Consider the following 25,485-nt stretch of genomic DNA (forward strand, 5'->3'; position numbering starts at 1 on the left):
CTATGCCGGCATTGTTGCCTATCGAATTTCAACATAATTATCGCGCGCCCCTCACTTATGAAATTAACAACTCTTCTCCTCGGCAGCCTAACGGCCTTGCCGGCCTTCTGTTCGGCGAATGGCGCGGTTCTGGTCACGGAGCAGTTCGTGATCGTCATTGCCGAACATTGCCCTGAAGGCGAGGTCAGCTGCACCGACGTCGGCTACACAGGCGTCAACCGCAAGACGGGCGAAGCGATTGCTCTTAAAGGCGAGGCTTGGGTTCGCATGTGCGCCGACGGCATAACCCCTTGCGGACATTTAGGCTGGCAGTTCAAAAATGGCGATTTCATCTATAAAGTCCGAGAAACGCCGCCGGCACTCACAGTCGAACGCGGCGGCAAGAATTTGCTCAAACAAAACGCGGTCTGGACGGATTACTAAGGCTATGCGCAAGCGCCGGCCTTGGCTGTGTAGCGTTCGATACGCCGATCGTTTACGTGCCCGCTCACTTCGTCTTAGAGGTTAACGTTGTGAATATCATCCGCTATACCCTGTTCGATACGGCTTTCGGCTCCTGCGCCGTGGTCTGGAAAACGGTGCAAGCCGACTCCGTCGCGGTTGTCGGTTTTCAATTGCCGGAAGCAAGCCCGCAGCAGACGCTAACGCACATGCTCGGCAAATGGCCCGCAGTCGAGGCTAACCGTTTACCGACAGCAATTAAAAACCTAGTCAAACAGGTGAAATTGCATTTGAGCGGTCAACCGCAAACATTCGCCGACATCGTGCTGGAAGTGGCCGGAGCCAGCCCCTTTACCCAACGGATATACGCTGCCGCCCGCGCCATTCCTGCAGGCCGCACCCTGACCTACGGGCAGCTGGCCGAGGCTGCCGGCAAACCCGGCGCGGCGCGGGCGGTCGGGTCCGCCATGAGCAAAAATCCGATCCCGCTGTTGATTCCCTGCCACCGGGTGATAGGAAGCGGCAACAAACTATGCGGATTTTCCGCCCACGGCGGACTGGATACCAAGGCGAAAATGCTGGCGTTGGAAGGCGTAAGCTTGGTGCGCCGCCAGCCGATAACCACGCCGAACGCCCTCAAGCGTGCCGCTCGCCAACTGGCGAAACAAGATCCGCGCCTGGCCGAGCTGTTATCGCGTCCTCTCCAATTCAACGTACTGACGCAAGAATCGCCATACCTGACGTTGTTGACTGCCGTCGTGCACCAACAACTAACCCCCAGGGCCGCTAAAAGTATCTTAGACCGCATCGCCGCGCTGTATCCCGAGCATGTTTTGCCGGCCCCAGCCCGTTTGCTTGACACCCCGGATAGCCAATTAAGCGCGGCCGGGCTCTCCCTCTCCAAAACCCGAGCCTTGAAAGACATTGCCGCCAAAGCCCTGGACGGCGTCATACCGTCGCTTGACGAAATCGCCTTACTCGGCGACGAAGCGATTATTCGCCGCCTGACCGCGATCCACGGCGTAGGCCGCTGGACCGTGGAAATGCTGTTGATTTTTCATTTGGGCCGCCCGGATGTGCTGCCGGTAGACGATTACGCATTGCGTAAAAGTATGGCGGCCGCTTTGGCATTGCCGCAAATTCCCACGCCCAAACAAGCCGCGGAACTTGGCGAAGCATGGCGGCCGTATCGGACAATAGCATCGCTGTATCTTTGGCAAGCCAACAACAGCCCCTACTCTTCCGCCAACCAGGGAAATAATGCACTTTGAACGTTCAGCCTAACTTGTAATAAAGCCATGTAACCTATTAATTTTATAATTATTTTTAAGTTTTTGACGGCTCAGCTTTATAACGTTTGGACAGGTACATTATTCTTTTTGGCCGTTCCGGCCCGCTTTACCGAGTATTGCAAGCCCCCTCTTTAAAGCGCTGCTTTTAATTTGCCAACGCGCTACCGACACTTAAGATTTAGTGAGGGTTTTCTCATAATTAACCGATTTCGTTAAAGTAGAAGTTAATAATCCTAATTAGCCGCCGCTAAATTGTAAGCTATACTTCGGCTGCCTGCCTCGGAAGAGCTAGACCTGAATGACACTGCTGATGGTTGAGCACCGGACGTTTCCGGTCGCTTAACGTTTCCCGGCAGTGTGGTGCTTGTTAAGTTTTTCCTTTTTAAAACGAGACAGTTGGCGTTAACTACAACAATTAATACACGCGTTTATTCGGAGTTTAGGATGATTATGATGAATTGGCACTCGGTTGGGGTTAAAGTCGTTGCCATAACCATGTCAGTGCTCACTGTGGTCGGAATCGGGGTTCTAATCATCTTTTCCAACGCCCAAAAGCAAAATCTGATCGACAGAAAAATCGAGTCCTCTCGCCAATTGCTATTAGTATCCGAATCGGTTCGCGACAACGCCATTCAAAAATGGGCTATCGGACTGTACACCCCCGAATTGCTTATGCAGCAAATTCAAGGCAAAAGCAATGCGGAAACCAAGCAATTAATCATGGCGACCATCCCGACGGCAAACGCTTGGGATGCGATCGAAAACAAAGCTAAAGAGGGCGGCTACCGCTTTAAAGCGCCGGCCATGAATCCGCGAAATCCTCGCAACATGCCCGACGACATAGAAAAACGCGCCATAAGTTATTTCAGCAACAACCCGTCCGCTAGCGAATTCACCTTTGTTGACGAAGAGAAACAAGAAATTCGCTATTTGCGCCCGGTCAAACTGGTTAAGCAATGCGAGGTCTGCCACGGCGATCCTAAAGAATCGGCAACCCTGTGGAACAACGACCAAGGGAAAGATCTATTGGGATATTCGATGGAAAACTACAAAGCCGGAGACCTTCATGGCGCTTTTGAAATCATCACGCCATTCGACGTCGCGTTAGCCGGGTATAAAAAGGAAATGGCTTACGCTATCGGTTTTTTATTCTTGGGCTTGTTCGTCATAGGCGGTACCGGCTATTTCGTAATGAGCAAAATTATCATCAGCCCGTTGACCGATCTCGCGCTGAATCTGCAACAAATCTGCAGCGGCGAAGGCAATTTACGTGCCCGATTAAAATCCAACGGCAAATCGGAATTCGCCTGGGTAGCCTCCAGCTTTAATTCTTTTGTTAAAAAAATCGCCAAGACCGTTGACGAAATCAGTATCACCAGCGAAAAACTGGCCAATGCTTCGCATAAACTGGCCACCATCACTCAAACGACGCAAAAAGGTGTGGAGCGGCAATTGCAGGAGACCAATTTGGTCGCCAACGCGATGAAGCAAATGACCTCTACCGTGCAAGAAGTGGCGAGAAATGCCGTCAGGGCATCCGAGGCAGCGGAGGTTGCCGACAAAGAAGCCTCTACCGGCAAAAACATCGTCACGGAAGCTGTTAATGGAATCAACAGCTTAGCCTCTGAGGTCGAAAACGCGGCCAATGTGATCCATGAACTGGAAAACGACAGTAATAGCATAGGAGAGGTATTAAGTGTTATTCAAGGCATCGCCGAACAAACCAATCTACTCGCCTTAAACGCCGCTATCGAGGCCGCTAGAGCCGGCGAGCAAGGCCGCGGTTTCGCAGTAGTCGCAGATGAAGTCCGTACGCTTGCCAGCCGCACGCAAAATTCGACCTTGGAAATCCAGCAAACCATAGAGCGTTTGCAAGGCCGCGCAAAACAAGCGGTATCGGTTATGGACAACGGCCGTAAACGCGCCGCCTCCAGTGTGGATCAAGCGGCATCGGCCGGCGAATCCATCGCCTCCATTAGCCGGAGGATAGACACAATCAACGACATGAATACTCAAATCGCCAGCGCGGCCGAGGAACAAACCGCGGTAGCCGAAGAAATCAACCGCAATATCGGCAACATTAGCCATGTCTCGGAAGAAACGTCGTTAGGCGCCAAAAACACTGCCGATGCTTGCCACGAGCTTTTGGAATTAGCCAATCAATTGAGTATGGCGGTTGGAAGTTTCCGAACTTAGCCCCTTCAGAACTCAGCCATAGCCTATATTCGGTTTGCCCACCCGCTTGGGTGGGCTGTACCATTTAAGTCGCTACGATTTCGACTTCAAACGACTTAAATAATGCCGGACATCCTGTTAACCACGCTTAACGCCCGTTACATCCACAGTGCATTCGGGCTGCGCTACCTTTTTGCCAACATGGGTGCGCTGCAGCCTAAAACCGAGTTGATGGAATTCGGCATCAAGCAAGCAGCCATCGACATTGCCGAAACCCTCTTGTCCAAACGCCCCGCTATCGTCGGTTTCGGCGTTTACATCTGGAATGTGGCGGAAACTCAAGCCGTAATAGCGATACTCAAACAAGTAGCCCCGAATCTAGTTATCGTACTCGGCGGACCGGAAGTGAGTTATCCACCCGACCTTCCCGATTGCGCGACTTGGGCGGACTACATCATTACCGGTCCCGGCGAAATCAGCTTTCCTAAACTCTGCGAACATATAGAGGCGAATTCGAGACCTAACGGCAAAATCCTCATTGGAGAGCCGCCCGTATTAGCTAAATTGCCTTCTCCATACCCCTACTACAGTGATCCGGATATTCTCCATCGCATCATTTATGTCGAAGCATCGCGCGGCTGCCCGTACAAATGCGAATTTTGCTTGTCATCCTTAGACCTGACCGCCAAAGCGTTTCCCTTGGAAGAATTTTTAGGGCAACTGGACTCGCTATACCAGCGCGGCGCCCGCCATTTCAAATTTATCGACCGCACGTTCAATCTAAAAATTGCCGTAAGTATCGCCATCTTGGAGTTTTTTTTAACTAAAAACCCAGCCGAATTATTCTTGCATTTCGAAGTAGTGCCGGACAATCTCCCGGAAGCGTTGAAACGTACGATTCAACAATTTCCCCCCGGTTGCCTGCAGTTCGAGGTAGGCGTGCAAACCTTGGATCCCAACGTGCAGCAGCGTATCAGCCGTAAACAAGACAACCAGCAAACGCTAGGCAATCTGCGCTGGTTGCGTCGTCACACGGGAGTTTATATTCACGCCGATTTAATCGTAGGTTTGCCCGGCGAGTCCTTAGCCGAATTCGGCCTCAGTTTCGATCAGCTCATCGACGCCGCCCCCCAAGAAATCCAGGTAGGGATACTCAAACGCTTGCGCGGTGCCCCGTTGAATCGGCATATCGAAGCATTTCAGATGCGGTTCGACCCGAATCCGCCGTATTCAATCTTGAATACCCGGGAGATTTCCTTCCACGATATGCAACGACTCAAACGCTTTGCCAGGTATTGGGATTTGCTCGGCAACTCCGGAAGGTTCGTCTACACCCTACCCTTGATATTGGGCCATCATGCCTTTGAACGCTTCTTGGCATTCAGCGATGCACTATACCAATCGAGCCAACAAACGCACGGCTTCAGCCTAAAACGTTTATTCGAATGGGTTTACCAGGTCATGGCCATGACTATGCAAATACCCGCTACGGAGATTGCACAAGCACTTTTGCGGGATTTTGCAGCTAGCGGGGAAAAAGGCACGCTGAATTTCAACCTCGATCAGCCGAGTGAAAACCGAAAACCTGCTGCCGCCAACAAACGGCAACTCGCGCATAGTCCGGATAGAATTGAAAAAGCCTCCCAGTTAAAACGGGACACAGAGGAAGGCTTAACCGGATAGTCATCAAAAATGTTCAACGCTTAACCCGGCACCTTGCCGGATTCGGACAGCTCTATCTCCAGCTGCGCGAGCTCTTCCAAGCTGTTGATATTCCTAAACGATGCAGCACAATCGGCAAAATCGACCTTGCGCCAACGATGCCTGACTATCCAGTCTTGCAGTTTACGCGCCCCGCCGTGCAGATAAGCGTCCAAATCGGCAGCCAACGAAATGCGTACCGCCATCACCGTAGGATGCAGCCGATTTCCGTCGTACGCCACCGCAATCTCGGTTTCTGCCGTCACGCCGTGCAGCAAGCGCCGTAAATGCTCGGCGGTCAACAATGGCAGGTCGCATGGGATTACCAGTAACACTTCCCGTACACTGCGCTTCATCACCGCTAACACGCCCGCGAGAGGTCCGTCGAACCGATCATTTTCATCCGCAACGACCGGAAAACCGAATTGCTGATACTGCGCTTGATTGCGGTTGGCACTCAGGAAAATATCGTCGGTAATTTCCGTCACGCTTTTCAGCGAAAAACACACCAACGGCTTTCCTAGCAACAACTGCAGTCCTTTGTCGTTGGTCTGCATCCTTTTAGATTGCCCGCCGGCCAATACCACCGCACTGATTTTCTTTTGCTCTTGCATGATGTAAGCTAAATGAGATGTGGAATATGCTCGCGATCATTGTCGGCTTACCAATACTCGCCAGTTGCACCGACACGGCTGGACTCGCACATGTATACAGCGAGCGAGTCGATTACTACGAACTGGAAACTTTAAAACCTTACGACGAAGTTTTGGCCGAATTGGAAGTAGCCATTGCCGAACATAACTTTCGCATCACCGGCCACAGCCGGGTCGGCAAAGTGATCAGAGAACGCGGTGCCGACAATTTCCCGGAATACGATACCGTGCAATTTTGCAACCTGAGCTTAGCCAAAACAATACTGGAAATTACCCCCAAGGCAATCGGCTATATGCCCTGCAATGTCGTGACCTACCAAATTGCAGGTAAAACCGTCATAAGAACGCATTTATTGCCGGAAGATACCGATAATCCCGCATTCAATCGTTTTGCGGCAACCATGAACCCGGAATTAAAACACATCGTCGATTTTGCCGCTCAACAGTAATATTGTTGTTTAACACCATTCCATTACTTCGCCCGATATGATTAACCGAAAACACCTGACCGTCATACTTGCCATCGTTCTAAGCGGCTGCGCCGGCTCGCCGGACACACCGCCGTCCGAAGACAGCGTAGCGGCACAAGAGGCTCCAAGACTAAACGATTACCCAACCCGAGACCGGGTCGATTACGTGTTGGAATGCGTCGCTAAACACGGCGGATTGAGTTACATCAATCAATATGCCTGCGGCTGCAAAATCGACAAAATCGCCGAGCAGTTGACGTTTGCCGAGTTTGAAGGCGCTAGAACGTTCTCGCAGATGCAAAAAACCCCGGGCGAGGCCGGCTCCGCATTCAGAGACCCTAAGCAATCCAAGGATTTGCGCACACGACTGAAAGAGGCCGAGGCTGCGGCGGAACAGGCCTGTTTCGTCAAATAACGCCCGTACACGCAACAATTGTCGACGCTCGTGCCCCGTGCAATGTCCTTTATCCCCAGCGAATTGCAGTATCCGAAAGTCAAATTGCTGATTGTCGGCCTGCTGACGTTGAACGCCGTGTTTTACGCGGTGTTCGACAGCTTAACCAGTACAGTGGATGCAGTAACCTGGCTGGTTTTGTTAGTACTGTACGAATTGGAGACTAACGGCATTACTTTTAGTCGGGCTAAATACCTGCGCGATGCGTTAATTGCCGTCATCGTCTGGGTATTTTTCAGTTACTGGCATGACAGCGAATGGCTGGACGTTAGCAATTCCTTATTATGGTTTGCGCTAATAGCCTTAATGGAATTAGAGGTACGCAAACCCCATTGGGTTGTACAGCACTCAAACTTGTATTGGCTAGTAACCCTCGCCGTCTTTTCCGGCTTATTAGCCATGGGCGGCATTTGGTTGTGGCGGCAAGCCTGGTTGGACGCTTACGACGCAATCTTATGGATCATTGCGTTCGGCTTTATCGAAGTCGACATTTTGCATTTGCTAAAACGCAGACAAGCGCCACCCTAACGCGCATGAAAGTATGACAACTCACCCCGGGCACTGAAAGCATTGCCGGTGGGAACTACGCTCCGCCGTGATCCGAAACGCTTTTCGCGGCGAGGGCGTCGCCCCTTGTATGACTTTCACAGTCATGTTGTTTCGAACGGTTCAGAACAAACATTTAAATTTAGCCGGCAGGCTACCGGTAACCAAGCTCGGCAATTAAGGTCGAAAAATCCTCATCGCAAGCGGCGAAAGCTTCGGGGTAGCGGTGCCAGCGGCCGAGCGCGGAACGATACAAAGGCTGGGATACTTGATGATAACTGGGACTGGCAATCACCCGTTTAGCGGTCTGACGGTGAAACTCGGTCACGTCCTGTTGCCAAATCAAGCCAAGAAAAGCAAACAAGGCCTGAAAGGTGACGGCAAACTCCGTAACCGCCGCTTCGTAGCGCAGTTCGCAACAAGCCATTCGCAAACGCGGTTTGACGAACAGCCACCAGCGCATCACTTCCAGATACAAACGTTGCGTGTCCCGCCAATCCAGCAGATGCACGCTGACCGCGCTGGCCTGCAAGGTCTGCATGAAACAGCTCAAACAGACGTCGCGCGGATCGCGCTGCACGAATATCAACTTGGCGTCGGGAAACACCGCGTCGAGCAAACCCAGTTCCAGCGTATTCAGCGTGGTTTTATCGACGAACAGCTTTTGCTTGACGACAGCGCCATAACGTTGCTCGGCCTTGTGCCAATAGCAACGGCGCAATCGGCGGATGCCGTCGGCGCCTACCCGTTCCAGTTGATCGAACACCGTGCCTTGCGGGCCGGCCATGCGGTTCAGTTCCAGGCGTAAAGCGGCCGCCAGTTCGGTTTCGTCGGCCACGAATACGCCGCTGTGCGCCGCCACTACTTCTTGCACCAAGGTCGTGCCGGAACGTAAAAAGCCGACGATAAACACTGGCGCCGGTTCGTCCGGCGCGATCTCCTCCACTGGGTTAGCCGGCGACGCCCCTCGTTGCAGACGGTCTCGATAATCGGCCAGCATCTGGGGAATTTGCCGTTTGTCGAAGGCTTGCCACTCGGGCAATTGCCGGCCGATGGCGGCGGCGGTCTGCAACTGGTCGAAAGCGGCGGCATATTCACCCTGCTTATCCAATACCAAGGCTAATTCCTTATGCGCCCGGTAGACAATTTCGCCGGGCAAGGCTTGCTCGTCTGCCAATAGCCGATGCAAACGCTGCCGCGCCGCCGACAAGTCGCCATGTTTCGCTTCCAAACCGGCCAGCAGCACATGTAAAGCCGGTTGGTTTGGCGCCAAGCTTACACCCAAGCGCGCCGCGGCCAAGGCCATGGCGATGCGGTTGGTTCGCTCGTAAGCTTGCGCCAGCAATTGCAAACTCAACGCATCGGGTTTTCGTAGTGCTGCCGCTTGCTGCAGCAGATGAATGGAGCCCTCGTAGTCGTGACAATCCTGCAGCTGAGCGGCTAAGGCGTTAATTTCGGCAAAATTTTTGGTTTTCTTCGCCCGTTTCAGCAAACATTGACCGGCTTGACGCAAACAGGCTAGCCCTTGTTGCTGCCTGTCCAGCCAAAACAGAGTTTGCCCAAGATAAGCCAAGGGTTCGGCCTCGCCCGCTTGCTGTTTAACGGCCAGTTCGAAACAGCGCACCCCGTGCTCGAGGTCGCCGGCGTTGACCGCGGCGATGCCACGTTGAAAATAATCGTTTGTCATCGGTTGAAGCGACTAAGCCTTGGCAGGCATACTCTTAAGCGATGGTTGCGAACAAATTTTACGACGCTCAGGAGCCGCACTCATTGGCCATGTCGCAGGACACCCGCATCCACCAGGTATCGATTGTTCAGACTCAACGCTTTGCTTGCAGTCTGGATTCCGGCACCCGTAGAGCGCGTAAGCGAATCCCTGCCGGAACGACGATGAACCTACAGTGAACGCCGCGGCTTAGAACATGTAACTCCAGTTGGCGGACAGCGCACCGTCGCGCTCCAGCTGATAACCGTTAACGTCGTCCATGACCGGCTGCCGCCATTCCACGCTGAAAGTATTGCCGACGAAGTCGCCGCCGGGTACCGACGCGTTGAGGCCGAAACCGACGTCCCAATAACGACCGCCGTAGCTGCCGGAATAATCCATGGGTCCAATCGGCACGTGCGAACCCTTGGGATAACCGCCGCGTATGCTGCCTATGTCGGTATAAATGCCGCGCAGCGTGGCGTGCAGCCAATCCATCATCCGGTAGCCACCCCAGGCCGTGCCTTGCAACTGATCGCCCAAAGTGTAGCCGGAGTTGTTTTGACCGGTACGCACGGTGGCACTGAATTGCGCCCCCCACGACAAGCGTTCCCACTGGCCGGTATAGGTCAGGCTGGGTTTGAAATCCCAGGTGCCGCTGCCGATTTGCATGCCGTAATGGATGTAGCCGATATCGAAACCGTGCGCGCCGCGTAATTGGGTATCCGATTTACCGGTAGGCGCGGTAAAGCCGGCGGTGGCGTGCACGTGCTGGCCTTGATTTTCGAATAGCTTGAACAAAGCGTAAATGCCGGTGTCGCCGATTTCGCCGGTGATGTGTTCGTGTTTGGCGTGACTTACGGCTATCCCAAGATAGTTATCCAGCCCACCCGCACTCGGCGCCCCGGCCAAATCGCGCATATTCATGTGCATGTCCATAAATTGGGGCATCAGCATCAAGGTCAGCCAATCGGTTGGTGCGTACATCAAATCCAGCATGTGCATGTGCATGCTCATTTCGGCCGGCGCCACGTAACAGGGATTGTTACCGCAGCCCTGGGCCACCACCTCGGCATCGCCGACCGGGCGGGTTTCCCGCAACAAATCGCCGGCTTCGCGGCTGTACTGATAGCGATAGCCGACCATGAACTGGTCTTTAGCCAAGGTATGGCCGAACATCACCCCGGACGGCAGCGGCGCACCGTGCATCGCGTGTTGCGCATGACCGCCGGCGCCGAACAAGCCGCGGCCGGCGGCAGCCATGTTGACGTTCAACACGCCGTTGACCGTATAATAATCGAAATCCGCGTACGCACCTTCCCCGCCGCCGCCCAATTTCAGCGAACCTTGGTGACTGTAATAATCGAAACCGGCTTCCAGACTGATGCCTTTAACGAATTCTTTTTTAACGCTAACACCACCGCCCAAGGCGCCGAATCCCGACAAGCGGTGGTCGCTGGAAAAATACCCCGGCAATTTGCCGTTAGCCAACACCAGATAAGGCGTATAAAAATCGGCCTGCTCTTGCGAGTAATAGCGGATTCTGGGGGTGACACTCCAACCGCTGCCCAGCGACTGCACCCAATCGGCGTCGAAGGTATGGGCTTGAATCCCCCAATTGTCGTGAAAAAACCGGTATCCCACGTGCAAGGACGCGTCCAAGGGCTCCACGTATTGCACGAAGCGGGCATTCCAGTTGAATTGGTTACGTTCTTGCGGTCGTCGTTCGAAATACGAGGTAACCGCGTAAGCATAGAGTCCGGAATCGGCACCGAATAACGAATCAACAACCGATTGTTGACCAGCATCCTGGGTAAACGCCATCACCGCTTTATATGGATTACTCATGTAGCCGGTAGCGTGAGTGTAGTTGCCGCTCAACTCCACCCAAGCATTTTTAGTCAACACCTGTGTCAGATTTAAATTGAAGCCCCAATCCTGGCGCCGGCCGGTAATCAAGCGAGTTCCGTACTGTTGAACCGTCTTGATATCCATGTCGTAAGAATCAGCGCCTTCCGGAGCGACGGAAATATAGCCATTCGCATGATGATCGACCAAAGCGTTGGTCGTGCTGTTGGTGTAACTCACACCGTAACCCAAACTGGTCAGCTTGCGATTGAAGTCGAAGCGTCCGCCGAGATTAAAAAAGCGCGATTCGTAATCGGGCTCATAAGAAATCCCGCCACCGACATTGATAGACGCGTCGTCGAAATCGTAACCTAAGGAAAAATCCCCTTGGCGGCGGGTTTCCGGCGAAGCCTGAGCCATGGTATGCGTGAGTTGCCGATCGATATAGGATTTTCCGATAAAGGTATTCAGATCGAAGGCGTAACCTAGGGGGTCGAGCTGTTTATTGAACAATAATAATGTGTTGGTATTGGCTAAATAGGGAGATGCGCCACTGACTACCCCGTTTTCAAAATTGTGGTTAGAGTCCGGCCCGCCACCATTAACATTATTAAAACCGAAGATTGCCGGCGCTGTAGCTACCGGCGTTGCCCCGGCCCAAGTATCCTGGCTGAAATTGGCGTTAAATCGGATTCTATCGGTCAACGCCGATTTGATGCTGCCGGACAAACTATCCGCTTCTATCGGCCGAAAATGCTGCGGCACGAACACTTTACGCGGGGCTAGATTATTGGTTTCGGCTTCCACCGAATAAACCTGCCTATCGCCCTCCTGATAACGGCCGTATTGAACGGTAAATTCAGCGTCTTCGACCGCGTGCACCGGTGCCGGCAACAAGCCCGGCAACAGTAAGGCCGCGGCGGTTAACGCTTGTAGCGCGCCGGCTTCGTTGATTTTGTCCGCTTTTTTAATAACAGCCACAACCGCCTCCGGTCGCGCTGCTGCCGCTAGTGTAAGCAGCTTCCCGCGCGCTGTAGCCGTGGTTACGGAAAGCGGCTTGGGCCGGCGAAGGTTCGAACGCCATTTGTTCTTTGGCTAAATTGCCGCGCTCCCAAGGCTGTATATCCGCGCAACCTGCGCCCAACGTACATAAAACGATGATCAATAGTCTAAAAATCATGTGTAATCTCGGTGTATCACTGTCCTGTCCGTGCGAACCGTATGATCTGGGGGTTCGCCTCCCACTGTTAGGCCGGTCCGCACAGAGATTTCGGCGGCAAAACTTCCCAGTATCATCGTTACTCGCCCAGGCCGTTCGCTCCCCTTGGGGGGGCCTCAGTCATGTCAAAGTACCAGCGACTGGGCGCTTGGTGGTTTGATTTCCCCGTTTGCCCTAAACCTGTCGAAGGATGGGGGAGAACATTCATATGAATCGATATAACGAAGCGATTGCTGCGCAAATCCTTACCGGTTTTTTTCCGTCGCAACTCCTCCGGTTTCCGCGATTGGCTCGCTCAGCAGCTTCTCTAGCTCTAGTTGCAAAGCTTGGGTTTCTTCGGCTTTAAACCCTAGTTCCACCCGGTGGATTGTGCCGGCCCGGTCGATCAGATACGAAGACGGCATGGCTTTCACGTCAAACGCTTGCGCGCAATCACGCGCGGCAGTGTCGTAGGCGATTTGAAATGCATGCGGGTTTTCCGCCAGAAACCGCTCGGCGTCCTCGCGCTGCTCGTCCAAATTGACCGCGATGACCTGCAACCCTTGGCTCCGGTATTGCTGCTGCAAGCGGCTCATGAACGGAAACGACTTGCCGCACGGCGGGCACCATGAAGCCCAGAAATCGACGTATAGCACTTGACCGCGGTAACTATTTAGTTTCTTGCTCACGGATACGTCATCCATGCCCAACGTACAATCCGGAGCCGATTGCTTACCTGCATAGGCGAACCCTACAGATAGGAAATAAGTTAAAAAAAATAAATATTTCACGTGACAATTTGCGCCTTCAGGTTCGTTACGGCCATTCGAAAATATCCCATTTTAAAGTTGCTAATTAATTTTAATAATAACGAGAGAATACATAGTACTTATGTACTCTCCCAGTAATCGAAAAATAGCCGCGCCTTAAAATATTTACGGCTGAGTCAGCGTGGCGTTAGTCGTAGTGGTTTCAGTATTGCTGGCATTGTAGCAATGGTATTGAATCCTATACGAACCCGTTGCCGCTGCGGTTTGAGTGGCTATTAAGTAATAATTACCGGAGCCGGCGGATAAAGTGGCAAATGCACTATAAACAGCATCGGTTTGAACGGTATCGGTTATGTGTTGGGCATTACCGTCTTTGAAAACAGTCAAGCCCATCATGCCGGTGTTGATCGCTAAATCAGCTACTTGAGCCTTAACGTAGGTTGTACCGGTCGGACAAGTTAATTTCAATACCTGTGTGGTTTTATTAACGATAATACCCGAGTAAATATGTGCCTGAGCCGTATTCACGAAAACCAAGGAACATAGAATGGCAGCTGATTGAATTAACCTGTTGACAATTTTTTCTCTCATATTGTTTACCCAAATTTAATTTAAAACATCGATTAACGATTTTGTAATTTCATTGCCGCAAACTGTCTGACTGTTTCGTCTTCGTCTCGCAGCATTTGCCGTATCAACGCAGTACTTTCGTCGATATGTTGCAGCGCCATCAAACGAACCGACACCTCCGGATCGTGCAGCGCCTGTTGCAATTGGGCAGACGCTTGTTGCTCGCCTTCCCAACGTATTAAGGCGGCCAAAGCTTGGCTTTTGACTTCGACGTTATCCTCCGCAATCGCCGCCTCGAATATTTGTCTGACGTCCCGATCCTCCGAATCGGCATTGGAAGCCAGATAGGAAAACGCTTGAGTGCGTTGGTCCGGCGTGCCGGATACAGCCATCTGTTTTCTAAATTCTAATTTTTGCTCGTCGCTAGGTTCGTCGCCTTCTTTGGAGTACGCCGACGCACTCGGGCCCGACGCCGGATGATGAGGTTCACCAGAAGTGCAGCTCGTATCGACCCCGGTTATGGCGCTGCCCAATAGCCATACCTCCAGTGCGCTCGTTGAATTCCGTCCCTGAGTTTCGCGAACCGCCATGTCGACCTTGCCGTCCAGCAAGCAATGCAATAGTTGTTGAATGGAATCAGCCACGCAGGTCGCTGAGATGATGGCAACCGGCAAAACGGAATAATGAATCCGCAAGTCTGTTTGCGACTCGATGCTTTCCAAAGCCGACTTGAGATCGGCGTTGCTTGCCCGAAAAAAGTATTGACCGTCTTGTTGGCGAAACTCGACGCTGCCGTTCGGAACGTCGACAGCGCCGACCGCCATAGACCACAGCGATAGGACGACTAGGGAAAATCCACGCACGGTACAACCGCTTCTATAACGGGGGAACATCAGGCTGATTAAGCCGCCAAGGTTCTCTTACGAGACAAGGTACCCAAGCCGGCTAAAGCGGTACCGAACAACCAGACAGCCGCTGGAAGCGGTACTTGAGAAACTTCGGACACATTGCCGTCGATGGTGAATTTATAATCATGCGGATACGTGTTGTAAGGCGCATAATCTTCGTAACCCAACCAACCGGCAGACATTAGCTCTCCCGGCAAAAATGCGATCGGATCGTTCAGCGTACCGTTTACGGTAATCAAATAGTCTCCGGACAAACCGCTAAAAACCGCGCCAGGATCGGAGTTTCCCGTCGGAAACAGGGACGCCGAGCCTAGCCAGCCGTCTTTCAGGGCTACACCGAAAACGTTATAACCTATGTCCAAATTTTTAAAGGTTTGCGTGCTCTCATCAAAATACGCATGGGTGTCCGCGCCAACGCTGTAATTGACGAAAGCCCAATCCGAATCATCCGGTTGCCCGGCAACGTATGAACCATCAACCTTTTGCCAAATGGTCAGGGTAGCGTCGAAACCGTCGGACAACGTATCCATAACAATGGTTACGTCGCCGCCGTCAGCATGAAACCAGTAATATTCGACAGCATTCGGAGCTTGGTGGGTACCTTCATAAGTCAAAGTCGCCGCTTGCGCTCCGGATGCCGACGCGCCCAGCACGGCGGCCGCTAATAGTAATTTTTTCATTGAAATCTCCATAACGTTGAAAGAACACGGCGGACAATTCCAGCGCCGCCGCGCGTTAAAATTCGGGTCTATTTGCCCGTCCCTGGTCCGCACTGGAAATTGCATTAACCATGCCTGTTATCTGAAAATCAGATTAACGGATTAAATGAGCCGCCGACCGTTTGAAGAAAGTTGTTTATTAACGCCTACTTATACGTAACTTTTACGTCGAACATTTCTTAGATCAGCCTTAACCAGCCGTTTTTGACGCAAGATTCATCGTTCGATCCCTGCGTCCATAAAGCAGTCAACCGGTGAAATCACTTATTGAAATAGGCGAAATAACATAGTTTGCAGTTAAGCCGATTTCACACACCAAGCGATCAACCATTAAGCGCGGCTTCCGACTTGTGGCGCCGATTTTGCTTTTAACGGACGTCGGCGCAGCGGAATATCTTTCCAGCTTCTCCGAACCTGAATCCGCATCAATTCAATTAGGGCGTACGCCGGGCTGCGCTTGCAATAGCTAGCGGTGTGGCCTCCGTACGGCGTTTGACGCGGCAATAGGTCAATGATCAGATCCGATGCGGCGGGGGCGTATCGGCTGGTCGGGTTAATCCAAACATTTAGCGAGAATTTTCGATGATCGAACCAACCAAACTGGCGAAAGCCATAGCTTACGCCGTTGCCGGCTTAGCGCTCAGCACCTCCGGCGCTTCGGCTAACGTGACTACCATGTACAATTTGTCCAGCAGCTACGGCGCAGACAACAGCGGCAACAACAGCGACCCGTTTAACTACGGCGGCGGCACCGACGGCTGGACCAACGCCGGTACCGGCGCAGCGGTCGGCGACGGTACCGGTGCGTCAAAATGGGCCGGTACTTCCGGCGCCAACAACGTCGCCTTCGGTTATACCGGCGCGCATTTGAACTGGGCGGTCGAAATCAGCGGCGGCAACGGCGGTAGCGGCGAGATTTCCGCTGCCGATTCTTACGCCCGTTACGGCGTGTACGCCGACATCGACGTGGCCAAAGGCGCCTGGAGCGATGCGGCCGAGAGCGGCGCGTCCGGCTGGCGGCACGATCTGGACATGGGCTTGTTCAAATCCGATACCACCGGCTTGGTCACACTGAGCGCGGTCGGCATTCAGCAAGCAGGAACCGCTTTCGGTTTCACCATTTTCGACGGGGTGGATACGGTGACCAACTACAACCATCACGGCGGCTGGAATAGCGGCAACAACGCCGGCGGCATTACCGCCAGTTCGTCACCCTACCCTAATGCGATCTTTGCGGGAACAGGGTTGGATGTTGCCGACATCGTGGCTTACAGCGTCGGCGGTGCTAACCCCAGCAACCTGAATACCATCACATTCAACGCCCTGGCCGGCCATACCTACACCATCTTCATCGGCGGCTACCGCAACGGTGAGTGGGGCGACACTAACGACGGCTACGCCCTGACCGTTTCGCAAGTGCCGGTACCGGGCGCAATATGGTTGTTCGGCTCTGCGCTGGCCGGCTTGATCGGCTTAAGACGCCGCCAGGCTTAAGCAACCCTCACAATCTGAACGCGGTTCGCCTTGCAGCGATTTTCTGCAAGTGCGAGTCGCATCGGCTCGATGTGTGCCGGAACGCGAATGCCATAGCAGCCTGTCATGATCGTCGGTTGACAAAGGGCTTAAATGCCGCGCCTAGACGAAAACCGGGCAATCTGCATTCGGTCTGCCCGTCCATTAATATGTTTGACCGTAAACTTATCCTAAAGCATGAGCGACTATTTGCGCCTTGGCCAAACCGCCATCCAAAACAAGAATCTGCCCGAAGCGGTGAATTGGTTTAGCCAAGCCGCCAAACAAAATCCTAAAGATCCGCAAACCCTGGCTTGCCTCGGCCAAGCCTTATGCTGGCAAGGCGAAAAAGAACAAGGCTTGGGTTATTTACGCCAATCCGGGCAGCTGCTGGGCAAAAAAGCGCGCAAATCGCGCGAGGTGGGTTTGCTGTTGGACTTGGCCGACCAACTGCAACATTGGAACGATTACGCCGGTGCCGCCGAACTGTGCAAGCAAGCCGTGCAAATCAACCCGCAGCAAGTACGCGGTTTTCAGCTGCTGGCCTTGTCGCATTCGCGGTTAAATCAGCGCAAACCGGCGGTAGCGGCCGCTAAACAAGCACTGCGCCTGGTGCCGGACAATCCGATGTTGGCCATCTTGTTGGCCACCGTGGAAATCGAAGACAAGCAATACGACAGCGCCAACGCACGCTTACAAAAAGTGTTGCAGAATCCGTTGCTGAAACCGGAGGAAAAATTTCGCGCGCATAAGGAAGCCGCACGCGTGTTGGACAAGCGTGGCCTTTATCAACACGTTTTCCCGCATCTTTACGCTGCCGGCGAAATCGCCCCCGTTTTGCCGGAAGTCAAGCGGGTAGACCGGCATTTCGTGCCCCGTTTGCTGGCGGAATACCGTGCCGGTTTAGATAGCAAACTGTTAAGCCGCTGGTCGGAAGCCGATTTTGCCGACTCGTTGCCCGCACCGGTATTTGTTGTGGGCTTTATGCGCAGTGGCACCACGCTGACTCAAGAAGTATTGGATGCCCACCCGGACGTGGTGGTCGCCGACGAAACCGACTTGCTGCAGTCGGTAGTAAAAGAATTAAACCGCCTGTATCCGGATAGTCCGGGCGTAGTCGAACGCTTGAAACGGCTGGATCTCGATGCCGCCAAGCGCCTGCGCAAGAGCTACTGGCAACGCGCACGGGCGATGTTCGGCACCGAGGCGGACCGTAAACTACTGGTAGACAAGACCACGATGAACAGCATCGACGTCGGCCTGATCAATTGCCTGTTTCCGGAGGCCAAATTGATTTATTTGTTGCGCGATCCGCGCGACGTCTGTTTGAGCTGTTTCATGCAGACCATGATCCCTACGCCGTCAACGGTGCACTTATTGAACTGGCAGGATATAGCCCGTTTTTATGCGCAAGTCACCGGCAATTGGTTGTATCTGAAGCCGCAGCTCACCATGAACTTCCGGGAATTGCGCTACGAAGACGTGGTAACGGATTTTGAAGCCACCTTCCGCGGCATGTTTGAGTTCATCGGTCTGGAATGGAACGCCAAAGTCAGCGAGTTTTACAAACCGGTTGCCGGCAAGGCCGTGGCCAGCCCCAGTTTCAGTCAAGTCGCCCAACCTTTATATTCCTCTTCGCTAGGCCGCTGGCGGCAATTTAGCCGCGAATACGAGTCCATCCTGCCGGAGCTGCAGCCGTTTTTAAGCGCCCTGGCCTACCCGGATTAATTTTCCGCAGACGGCGGGCCGATTAACCCGCCGCCAGTTCCGAATCCATATTGGCAAGAAAACCGTTTTTCCGCGCCAGATAATTGTCGACGAAAGCCTGCAGCGGTTCCGCCTCGTATTCGCGCAAACCGCTGACCGCCAGCTTTTTGAAGCCGGTACCGACCACTTCGCCTTGGGCAACGATTTGAAAGTGCAAATAAGCGGTTGCCCGTTTGCCGTTGACTTCCATTTCCGGCTCCAGGGTTTCCAGACTCGGGTTTTGCATGTCGATCCGGCGCATGTTCAGGGTCATGCTTTCGTAGATCACCAAGGGCCGGTCGATGTTGAACATGACCTTTTCCTTGGCCAGCAACGGCACCAACACATAGGGAAAATTTTGTCCGGAAAAAGCCACGTAATCGCGGATCAAGGCTTCCAACATCGCCTGATCCCGGTTGATTTTGCCGGAACGGTGAATTTGTAAATAGGTCTTGCCTTGCTTGTCGGTAACGTCGAATTGTTCGGCGTTGGTATCGGGAAAATCCAGCAATACTCCGTCGCCGACCATGCCGGAAAAAACGAAATGCATGTTTTCACTGAGGCCGTATTTTTCCAACACCAGTGAAAACAGCAAATCGCCCGGCACGCAGAAGCGCTTGGCGTCGACATCGTGCAAGGGGTTGAAGTCGTGCGCGACTTCCTTGGCAAAATTACTGGCCTGTTGCGCCGAGATGCGGATGCTAGTGTCTTGCTTGTCGTAATAGGCTTTTAAAAACATATTGTTGTTATTGTTTTAATACCGGGGGATTGTAGAATCGCAAGCCATCGACCAGGCGTCGATACCGCCTTTCAGATTGTATAAACGATCGAAACCGTTTTGTTGCAAAAACTGGCAAGCCTGCTGGCTGCGCATGCCGTGATGACAGATCACCACGATGTCCTTGGCGGGATCCAATTCCTGCAAGCGCTCCGGCAGGGATCTCAGCGGTATCAACATGCTACCGTCGATACGGGCAAAGGCGAATTCGTTCGGTTCGCGCACGTCGAGCAAGATCAGCTCGTCGCCTTGTTGTAAGCGTTGTTGGACTTGTTGGGCACTGTATTGGGTTATCGGCATAGGAATCGTTCCAGTCGGTTAATCGCAACGGACATTCTATCGATAGATGCCGTGTATGCAAACCGGATATAGCGCTCAGCGGCATAGCGACCGAAATCCTTCCCGGGCGTTACCGCCACACCTTCCTGTTCCAATAACTCGCGGGCGAAGCGGAAACTGTCGTCGGTAAAACGGCTGCAGTCGGCGTAAATGTAGAAAGCACCTTGCGGTTTAACCGCCATGCCGAAACCCAGTTGCGTCAGTTTTGCATGTAAAAAGTCGCGCCGCGCCTCAAATTCGCTACGCCTACGTTCCAATTGCGCCAAATTGTCCGGCCCAAACGAGGCTAAAGCCGCATATTGCGAATGGCTAGGCGCGGAGATAAAGATGTTCTGCGCCAAGCGGTCGGCCGCTTGGATAAATCTTTCCGGCACCACCAGCCAGCCCACCCGCCAGCCGGTCATGCCGAAATATTTGGAAAAACTGTTGATCACGAACGCTTCATCGCTGAACTGCAAGGCAGTGACCGCGTTCTCGCCGTATACCAAGCCATGATAAATCTCGTCCGAATAAAACGCCCCGCCCAATGCCAGCGTGGTATCCAGCACGGATTGCAACGCTTGCCCGCTCATGACGGTACCCGTCGGGTTGGACGGCGAAGCCACCAACACCCCTAGCGTTTGCGGCCGCCAATGTTCGCGTATCGCCGCTTCATATAAATGGTATCCGCTAGCGGCGTCGACCGGAACATGACAAGCGGTCGCGCCCAATAAACGTAAGAAATTGGCGTTGCAAGGGTAGCACGGGTCGGCCATGATCAGTTCCTGGCCGGGATTCAAACTAATTCCCAAGGCCAACAACAACGCACCGGACGCCCCCGGCGTAACGAAGACCCGCGCCGGATCCAACTCGACGCCGTAGCGTGAGCGGTAAAACTCGGCGATTGCCGCCCGCAATGCCGGCAGTCCGGCCGCCGGAGTATATTTGACTTGACCGTCGGCCAACATTCGGCAACCTGCTTCCAGCACCGCCGGCGGGGTCGGAAAATCCGGTTCGCCGATTTCCATATGCACGACATCTCGTCCTTCGGCCTCCAATTGCTTGGCGCGCTGCAACAACTCCATTACGTAAAATGAAGAGATTCCTTGCATTCTATCGGCAAGCGGTAAATTCATGGCCTTGGTCCAAGTAAATCAGCCGCGGAATGATAACAAACTTCTTGCTTGCGCCCCTGCATTCTGATAAAAAGCCCCGATTTTTTTAAAGACATTTCAGGAGTCAATGGATGAATAGTTCCCCGTCGGATTTCAGCATCAAGCCATACGAAGAAAAGGAAGGCGAAGAATACATGAACGAAGCGCAATTGCAGCACTTCGCCAACATCCTGAACAAATGGAAAGCCGAATTGATGGAAGAAGTCGACCGCACGGTGCACCACATGCAAGACGATGCCGCCAACTTTCCGGACCCTAACGACAGGGCCACCCAAGAATCCGAATTCAGCTTGGAATTGCGCACCCGCGACCGCGAGCGCAAACTGATCAAGAAAATCGAAGAATCGCTGAAAAACATCGAATCCGGCGACTACGGCTACTGCGAAACCTGCGGAGTCGAAATCGGCATCCGCCGCCTGGAAGCCCGTCCGACCGCCACTTTGTGCATCGATTGCAAAACCTTGGATGAAATTCGCGAAAAGCAAATGGGTTAAACCTGCCGCACCCCACTAATCCCTACATCGGCCGGTTCGCCCCTTCTCCTACCGGCCCACTCCATCTAGGCTCGCTGTACACCGCTCTCGCCGGCTTTCTGGACGCTCGCCATCACGGCGGCCAGTGGTTGCTGCGCATCGACGACCTCGATACGCCCCGTAACATCTCCGGCGCCGCCGACGACATACTGCGTTGTTTGCAGCGTTTCGGCTTGCAGTGGGACGGCGAGGTCTACTACCAGAGCCGGCACGTGGACGCTTACCAGCGGGAATTAACCGGCTTGGCCCGGCACGGCTTACTCTACGCTTGCCGCTGCAGCCGCAAGGATCTGGCCGAACACGCCGTCTATCCCGGTTATTGCCGAGACTTGGGGCTACCGCTGGAACCCGGCACAACCTGGCGCCTGAAAACACGAGACCGACTCATCGCCTTCGAAGACGCCATACAAGGTCATTTCGAGCAAAACGTCGGCTTGGAGCACGGCGACTTTGTGGTTCGCCGCAAGGACGACATCGTCGCCTACCAATGCGCGGTGGTCGTCGACGACTACCTGCAAGGGATAAGCCACGTGGTGCGCGGTGCCGATTTGTTGGAATCCACCATCAAACAACGTTATCTGCAAACTCTACTCGGCTATCCGCAACCGCATTACCGCCACTTACCGGTCATCGTCGACGCCCAAGGGCAAAAGCTCAGCAAACAAACCTTGGCGACGCCGGTAGACGAGCGCAATCCCCGGCAAACGCTATTTTTGCTGCTGCAATTATTGCGGCAAGATCCACCGTCCGGCTTAAACGAAGCCACGCTCGCCGATCAATTGGAATGGGCAATCGTTCATTGGCAACCAAACCGGTTGTCCGGCCTACGCGCTGTGCAGCCTGAAACGCAGGAATCGCCTAACCTCGGCGGCATCCAACCACAAACCACGCGCTAAGGAAAAGACCAACTGCCGGTATCGCAAGGCCTACATTCTCGAAACCTGCTTGCGCCGGCGGCTTTTCAAACTAGAATTAGCACCTCGTCGGATCCGCAATTGATCACCCAACACACTATTCACTCGCTGCCTAGCGTAGCTCTACTATGACAACGGAAAAGTCCGGCCTCCCGACCGATAAAACACCATTCATCGATACGTTTCTCGACTTACTACTGGCAAAGGGCATCATCGATGCCGACAAACTGAAATATGCACGACGGGTACAAAGCAAACTCGAATCCCCCAAAGTGATTTTGGCGGTGCTATGCGAACTGGGTTACACCAGCCATAGCCAGTTAATCCATGTTTTTCAAAATCACCGGATCAAGGTCAAATTAGGCACTTTTTTGATCGAATTCGGCTTTATTGACCGCGCAGACCTACAACTGGCACTGGCAGCGCAACAACAGGAAGCGAATCGAAAACGCCTGGGCGAAATTCTGGTCGAAAGAAACCTGATTTCCGAAACCAAAATGCTGGAAATATTGGCTGTCCTGCAAGGCATACCCTCGATCGATCTCAGTGTATCCAGAGTAGACCCGGCACTGCTGTCCAAACCGATGCTCAAATCGGCCATCAAACACTGCTTTGTGCCGATCGAAAAATCCAAGGAGGGCGTCATGGTGGCCTTCGCCGATCCGATGGACAGGGAGGCTATCCGAACGGCCGAAATTCTGTTTGCCACCGACGTGATCCCTGCTGTAGCCAAACAATCGCAAATTCGCCGGTTTTTGCTGCAATACGAACGCAACCTCAATCAGGAAAAGCACGCGTTGTCGGAGCAATCGGCCATCACCATCGTCAACCAAATCTTCGACGATGCACTAAGGCAAGGCGCCAGCGACATTCACATCGAACCGCTGGAACTCAAGTTACGCATCCGATTCCGGGTCGACGGGTTAATGATGCACCATCGCGACTTTCCGTCCGAATTGGCTCAACCCCTGATGAGTCGGCTGAAAATTTTGGCAGGCGCCGATATTGCCGAAAAACGGCGACATCAGGACGGTCGGATACTCTACGAACAAACGGCCACCAATCAAACGGTGGACATGCGGGCGTCGTTTTTTAGCACGATCAACGGCGAAAAAGCGGTATTGCGCTTACTTAACCGTAAAACCGAATTACTGGACATTCGCGAAATCGGCATGGCCCCCTTGATGCTGGAACGGTTTATCCAAGATTCTCTGGACGTACCCACCGGCGTCATCATCATTACCGGCCCGACCGGCTCAGGCAAAACCACCACACTGTACAGCGCCTTGGACTACCTGAATACCTCGGAAGTCAGCATAGTAACCGCGGAAGATCCGGTGGAATATGTAGTCGACGGCGTGGCGCAATGTTCGATCAATCCGAAAATCAATTTAACTTACGAAGAAACCTTGCGACATATCGTCAGACAAGACCCCGACATCATCGTGTTGGGCGAGATCCGCGATCGATTTTCGGCCGACACCGCGATTCAAGCGGCACTAACCGGTCACAAGGTGTTGACCACTTTTCACACAGAGGACAGCATAGGCGGCTTGCTTCGGCTGCTCAACATGGAAATCGAAGCGTTCTTGATCTCCTCCACCATTGTCTCTATCGTCTGCCAACGTTTGGTGCGTCGGGTTTGTCGCCACTGCGGCGAAACCGTCGCCCCCGATCAGACCTTGTTGCACCGCCTAGGCCTCAGCTTAAGCGACATGAGCGGGGCTAAATTCATGCAAGGGAAGGGTTGCGAACACTGCCGCTACACCGGCTATTCCGGCCGGGTTTGCGTATTCGAACTGTTGACGCTGAACGAAATGGTCAAAGACGCGATTCTGCGCCGGCAAACGTCCTACGAAATCCGCCGGATTAGTCTGGAAACCGCCGGACTAGTCACCTTGATCGAAGACGGACTCGTCAAAGCCGCCGCCGGGGTAACCACATTGCAAGAAGTGCTGCAAAATCTGCCCCGCTTTGGTAAACCGCGCCCATTACACGAATTACGCCGTTTACTCGGCACCCGCTAATCACCAAAACCCAATGAACGAAAAATCGCTAACCGAACTGATCGACGCTTCCATTGCTTCCGGCGCTTCCGCATTGCCGGTGTTTCCGCGCGCCATCGCCGAACTGCGCGCGGCGTTAAAAAACGAAAACAAGACCTTGGACGAAATCGCCAAACAAATTGCAATGGATACCAGTTTGGCCGGCCAAGTATTGCGCGTCGCCAATTCGTCGTTTTACGGCGGCTTAAATAAAATCAGCACCGTCAAGGAAGCCATTGTCAGGCTAGGACTATCCCGAGTCGTGCAAATCGCCACGCTGATGATACAAAAAGGCCAGTTCTCCTCCAAAGATCCAGGCTTCTCCGCCGCAATGACCAAATTATGGCAGCACAGCGCCGCAGTAGCCTTAGGTAGCGCCTGGCTGGCTAGACATTTGGGATTTGCTGCGATCGAGGAAGAAGCCTTTTTCGCCGGTTTATTCCATGACATTGGCGAACTTTTATTGTTGAAATGTCTGGACGAAATCCGCGCTCAGAATCCAAACCTGCATTTACCGAACGATCTGATTCTGGAAATCATCCGTAGCCAACACGAAACCAAAGGAGCCTGGTTGCTCAACGCCTGGAACCTGCCCGACGCTTACGCTCAGGTAGCAGGCAGCCATCATCAACCCATCACTGAAACTACCGGAACCATCGAATTAATTGTCAGAACCGCCGACACTGTGGCGTACAAATTGGGTATTTCAATCCGCCCGCAAACTGAACTGATGGTTTCCGCCAGCGAAGAGGCCTCGCGGCTAGGTCTGAGCGATATCAAATTGGCCGAGTTGGAAATAGCCTTGGAAGATTCTGTAGCCTTGTCAAGCTAATGGGGAGCGCCCATGTTACGACTTGAAAAGGCGGCAGCCGAACCGTTGAATATCGCATTTTCCGCTTAACGGCCGAGACTGACTTACCCCGAAATAAAGGTTGGCCGGTTAAGACACTGCGAAACTTTGTTATATGCAACGACGCCTGAATCGATGGCGCTACGGTCGAGCCAAGGCCATTT

General features: G+C 53.3%; 25 protein-coding genes. 14 read left to right on the top strand and 11 right to left on the bottom strand.

Annotated features, from left to right (window positions below):
• Positions 1 to 57: 57 nt before the first annotated feature.
• The 4 genes from F1E05_RS11920 to F1E05_RS11935 all read left to right on the top strand — a co-directional run bounded on the left by F1E05_RS11920 (position 58) and on the right by F1E05_RS11935 (position 5,591).
• Positions 58 to 423, top strand: coding sequence for a hypothetical protein (locus F1E05_RS11920; RefSeq protein WP_150048730.1), 366 nt, complete (start codon positions 58 to 60; stop codon positions 421 to 423).
• Positions 424 to 512: 89 nt separating this feature from the next.
• Entirely contained in the window at positions 513 to 1,712 is a 1,200-nt protein-coding gene (locus F1E05_RS11925; RefSeq protein WP_150048732.1) for a methylated-DNA--[protein]-cysteine S-methyltransferase, read from the top strand.
• Between the two features lie 465 nt (positions 1,713 to 2,177).
• Positions 2,178 to 3,929, top strand: coding sequence for a methyl-accepting chemotaxis protein (locus F1E05_RS11930; protein ID WP_150048734.1), 1,752 nt, complete (start codon positions 2,178 to 2,180; stop codon positions 3,927 to 3,929).
• 102 nt (positions 3,930 to 4,031) lie between these two features.
• On the top strand, positions 4,032 to 5,591 hold the full coding sequence (locus tag F1E05_RS11935) for a B12-binding domain-containing radical SAM protein (RefSeq protein WP_150048736.1): 1,560 nt from the start codon (positions 4,032 to 4,034) through the stop codon (positions 5,589 to 5,591).
• 20 nt (positions 5,592 to 5,611) lie between these two features.
• Here F1E05_RS11935 and mobA read toward each other — a convergent pair whose 3' ends face one another.
• On the bottom strand, positions 5,612 to 6,223 hold the full coding sequence (mobA, locus tag F1E05_RS11940; RefSeq protein ID WP_150048738.1) for a molybdenum cofactor guanylyltransferase MobA: 612 nt from the start codon (positions 6,221 to 6,223) through the stop codon (positions 5,612 to 5,614).
• A 26-nt stretch (positions 6,224 to 6,249) separates the two neighbouring features.
• Between mobA and F1E05_RS11945 the strand changes: the two genes are divergently transcribed.
• From F1E05_RS11945 to F1E05_RS11955, 3 genes are read left to right on the top strand one after another with little or no spacing between them, the layout of a single operon-like run.
• Positions 6,250 to 6,711 (top strand): DUF302 domain-containing protein, encoded by a 462-nt coding sequence (locus F1E05_RS11945; protein ID WP_232056640.1) that lies wholly within the window; start codon positions 6,250 to 6,252, stop codon positions 6,709 to 6,711.
• A 37-nt stretch (positions 6,712 to 6,748) separates the two neighbouring features.
• Positions 6,749 to 7,147, top strand: coding sequence for a hypothetical protein (locus tag F1E05_RS11950; protein ID WP_150048742.1), 399 nt, complete (start codon positions 6,749 to 6,751; stop codon positions 7,145 to 7,147).
• Between the two features lie 42 nt (positions 7,148 to 7,189).
• A complete protein-coding gene (locus tag F1E05_RS11955) occupies positions 7,190 to 7,714 on the top strand; it encodes a hypothetical protein (protein WP_150048744.1) in 525 nt (174 codons plus the stop codon).
• A 172-nt stretch (positions 7,715 to 7,886) separates the two neighbouring features.
• On the opposite strand, the gene F1E05_RS11960 is transcribed toward F1E05_RS11955, so the two are convergent.
• A complete protein-coding gene (locus F1E05_RS11960; protein WP_150048746.1) occupies positions 7,887 to 9,419 on the bottom strand; it encodes a tetratricopeptide repeat-containing sulfotransferase family protein in 1,533 nt (510 codons plus the stop codon).
• 41 nt (positions 9,420 to 9,460) lie between these two features.
• Between F1E05_RS11960 and F1E05_RS20270 the strand changes: the two genes are divergently transcribed.
• Positions 9,461 to 9,637: a hypothetical protein gene (locus F1E05_RS20270; protein WP_190303121.1), complete on the top strand. Its 177-nt coding sequence runs from the start codon at positions 9,461 to 9,463 to the stop codon at positions 9,635 to 9,637.
• 10 nt (positions 9,638 to 9,647) lie between these two features.
• Here F1E05_RS20270 and F1E05_RS11965 read toward each other — a convergent pair whose 3' ends face one another.
• The 6 genes from F1E05_RS11965 to F1E05_RS11990 form a co-directional block, all read right to left on the bottom strand.
• A complete protein-coding gene (locus F1E05_RS11965) occupies positions 9,648 to 12,266 on the bottom strand; it encodes a DUF3570 domain-containing protein (protein WP_150048748.1) in 2,619 nt (872 codons plus the stop codon).
• The gene (locus F1E05_RS11970; protein WP_150048750.1) at positions 12,253 to 12,465 is read right to left on the bottom strand and encodes a DUF4266 domain-containing protein; all 213 of its coding nucleotides are present in this window, start codon (positions 12,463 to 12,465) and stop codon (positions 12,253 to 12,255) included. The genes F1E05_RS11965 and F1E05_RS11970 overlap by 14 nt, the downstream gene beginning before the upstream one ends.
• Before the next feature lie 284 nt (positions 12,466 to 12,749).
• Entirely contained in the window at positions 12,750 to 13,274 is a 525-nt protein-coding gene (locus F1E05_RS11975; protein WP_269473482.1) for a TlpA family protein disulfide reductase, read from the bottom strand.
• A gap of 144 nt (positions 13,275 to 13,418) precedes the next feature.
• Positions 13,419 to 13,844, bottom strand: coding sequence for a hypothetical protein (locus tag F1E05_RS11980; protein WP_150048754.1), 426 nt, complete (start codon positions 13,842 to 13,844; stop codon positions 13,419 to 13,421).
• 32 nt (positions 13,845 to 13,876) lie between these two features.
• Complete coding sequence (locus F1E05_RS11985; RefSeq protein ID WP_150048756.1) at positions 13,877 to 14,716, bottom strand: HEAT repeat domain-containing protein; 840 nt, start codon at positions 14,714 to 14,716, stop codon at positions 13,877 to 13,879.
• A gap of 8 nt (positions 14,717 to 14,724) precedes the next feature.
• Entirely contained in the window at positions 14,725 to 15,411 is a 687-nt protein-coding gene (locus F1E05_RS11990) for a VPLPA-CTERM sorting domain-containing protein (protein ID WP_190303122.1), read from the bottom strand.
• Between the two features lie 621 nt (positions 15,412 to 16,032).
• Here F1E05_RS11990 and F1E05_RS20615 point away from each other — a divergent pair.
• Together F1E05_RS20615 and F1E05_RS12000 are read left to right on the top strand one after the other, a co-directional pair.
• Complete coding sequence (locus tag F1E05_RS20615; RefSeq protein ID WP_232056641.1) at positions 16,033 to 16,944, top strand: VPLPA-CTERM sorting domain-containing protein; 912 nt, start codon at positions 16,033 to 16,035, stop codon at positions 16,942 to 16,944.
• Between the two features lie 216 nt (positions 16,945 to 17,160).
• Positions 17,161 to 18,690: a tetratricopeptide repeat-containing sulfotransferase family protein gene (locus tag F1E05_RS12000; protein ID WP_232056642.1), complete on the top strand. Its 1,530-nt coding sequence runs from the start codon at positions 17,161 to 17,163 to the stop codon at positions 18,688 to 18,690.
• Between the two features lie 22 nt (positions 18,691 to 18,712).
• Here the strand turns inward: F1E05_RS12000 and F1E05_RS12005 are convergent, their stop codons facing one another.
• Genes F1E05_RS12005 through F1E05_RS12015 form a run of 3 tightly spaced genes read right to left on the bottom strand, consistent with a single transcriptional unit; the run spans position 18,713 to position 20,940 of the window.
• Positions 18,713 to 19,447: a DUF3581 domain-containing protein gene (locus tag F1E05_RS12005; protein ID WP_150048760.1), complete on the bottom strand. Its 735-nt coding sequence runs from the start codon at positions 19,445 to 19,447 to the stop codon at positions 18,713 to 18,715.
• A gap of 15 nt (positions 19,448 to 19,462) precedes the next feature.
• Complete coding sequence (locus F1E05_RS12010; protein WP_150048762.1) at positions 19,463 to 19,786, bottom strand: rhodanese-like domain-containing protein; 324 nt, start codon at positions 19,784 to 19,786, stop codon at positions 19,463 to 19,465.
• Positions 19,777 to 20,940 carry a pyridoxal phosphate-dependent aminotransferase gene (locus tag F1E05_RS12015; protein ID WP_150048764.1) on the bottom strand — a complete coding sequence of 388 codons (1,164 nt, stop codon included), beginning with the start codon at positions 20,938 to 20,940 and terminating at the stop codon, positions 19,777 to 19,779. Before F1E05_RS12015 ends, F1E05_RS12010 begins: the two co-directional genes overlap by 10 nt.
• Positions 20,941 to 21,050: 110 nt before the next feature.
• Between F1E05_RS12015 and dksA the strand changes: the two genes are divergently transcribed.
• From dksA to F1E05_RS12035, 4 genes are all read left to right on the top strand, one after another.
• Positions 21,051 to 21,473 carry an RNA polymerase-binding protein DksA gene (gene dksA / locus F1E05_RS12020; RefSeq protein WP_150048766.1) on the top strand — a complete coding sequence of 141 codons (423 nt, stop codon included), beginning with the start codon at positions 21,051 to 21,053 and terminating at the stop codon, positions 21,471 to 21,473.
• A 26-nt stretch (positions 21,474 to 21,499) separates the two neighbouring features.
• Entirely contained in the window at positions 21,500 to 22,408 is a 909-nt protein-coding gene (gluQRS, locus tag F1E05_RS12025) for a tRNA glutamyl-Q(34) synthetase GluQRS (protein WP_332095599.1), read from the top strand.
• A gap of 146 nt (positions 22,409 to 22,554) precedes the next feature.
• Complete coding sequence (locus F1E05_RS12030) at positions 22,555 to 24,453, top strand: GspE/PulE family protein (RefSeq protein ID WP_150048770.1); 1,899 nt, start codon at positions 22,555 to 22,557, stop codon at positions 24,451 to 24,453.
• Between the two features lie 13 nt (positions 24,454 to 24,466).
• Positions 24,467 to 25,303: an HDOD domain-containing protein gene (locus tag F1E05_RS12035; protein ID WP_150048772.1), complete on the top strand. Its 837-nt coding sequence runs from the start codon at positions 24,467 to 24,469 to the stop codon at positions 25,301 to 25,303.
• Positions 25,304 to 25,485: the final 182 nt, after the last annotated feature.

The sequence above is a fragment of the Methylomonas rhizoryzae genome, from assembly GCF_008632455.1.
Taxonomy (GTDB): Bacteria; Pseudomonadota; Gammaproteobacteria; order Methylococcales; family Methylomonadaceae; genus Methylomonas; species Methylomonas rhizoryzae.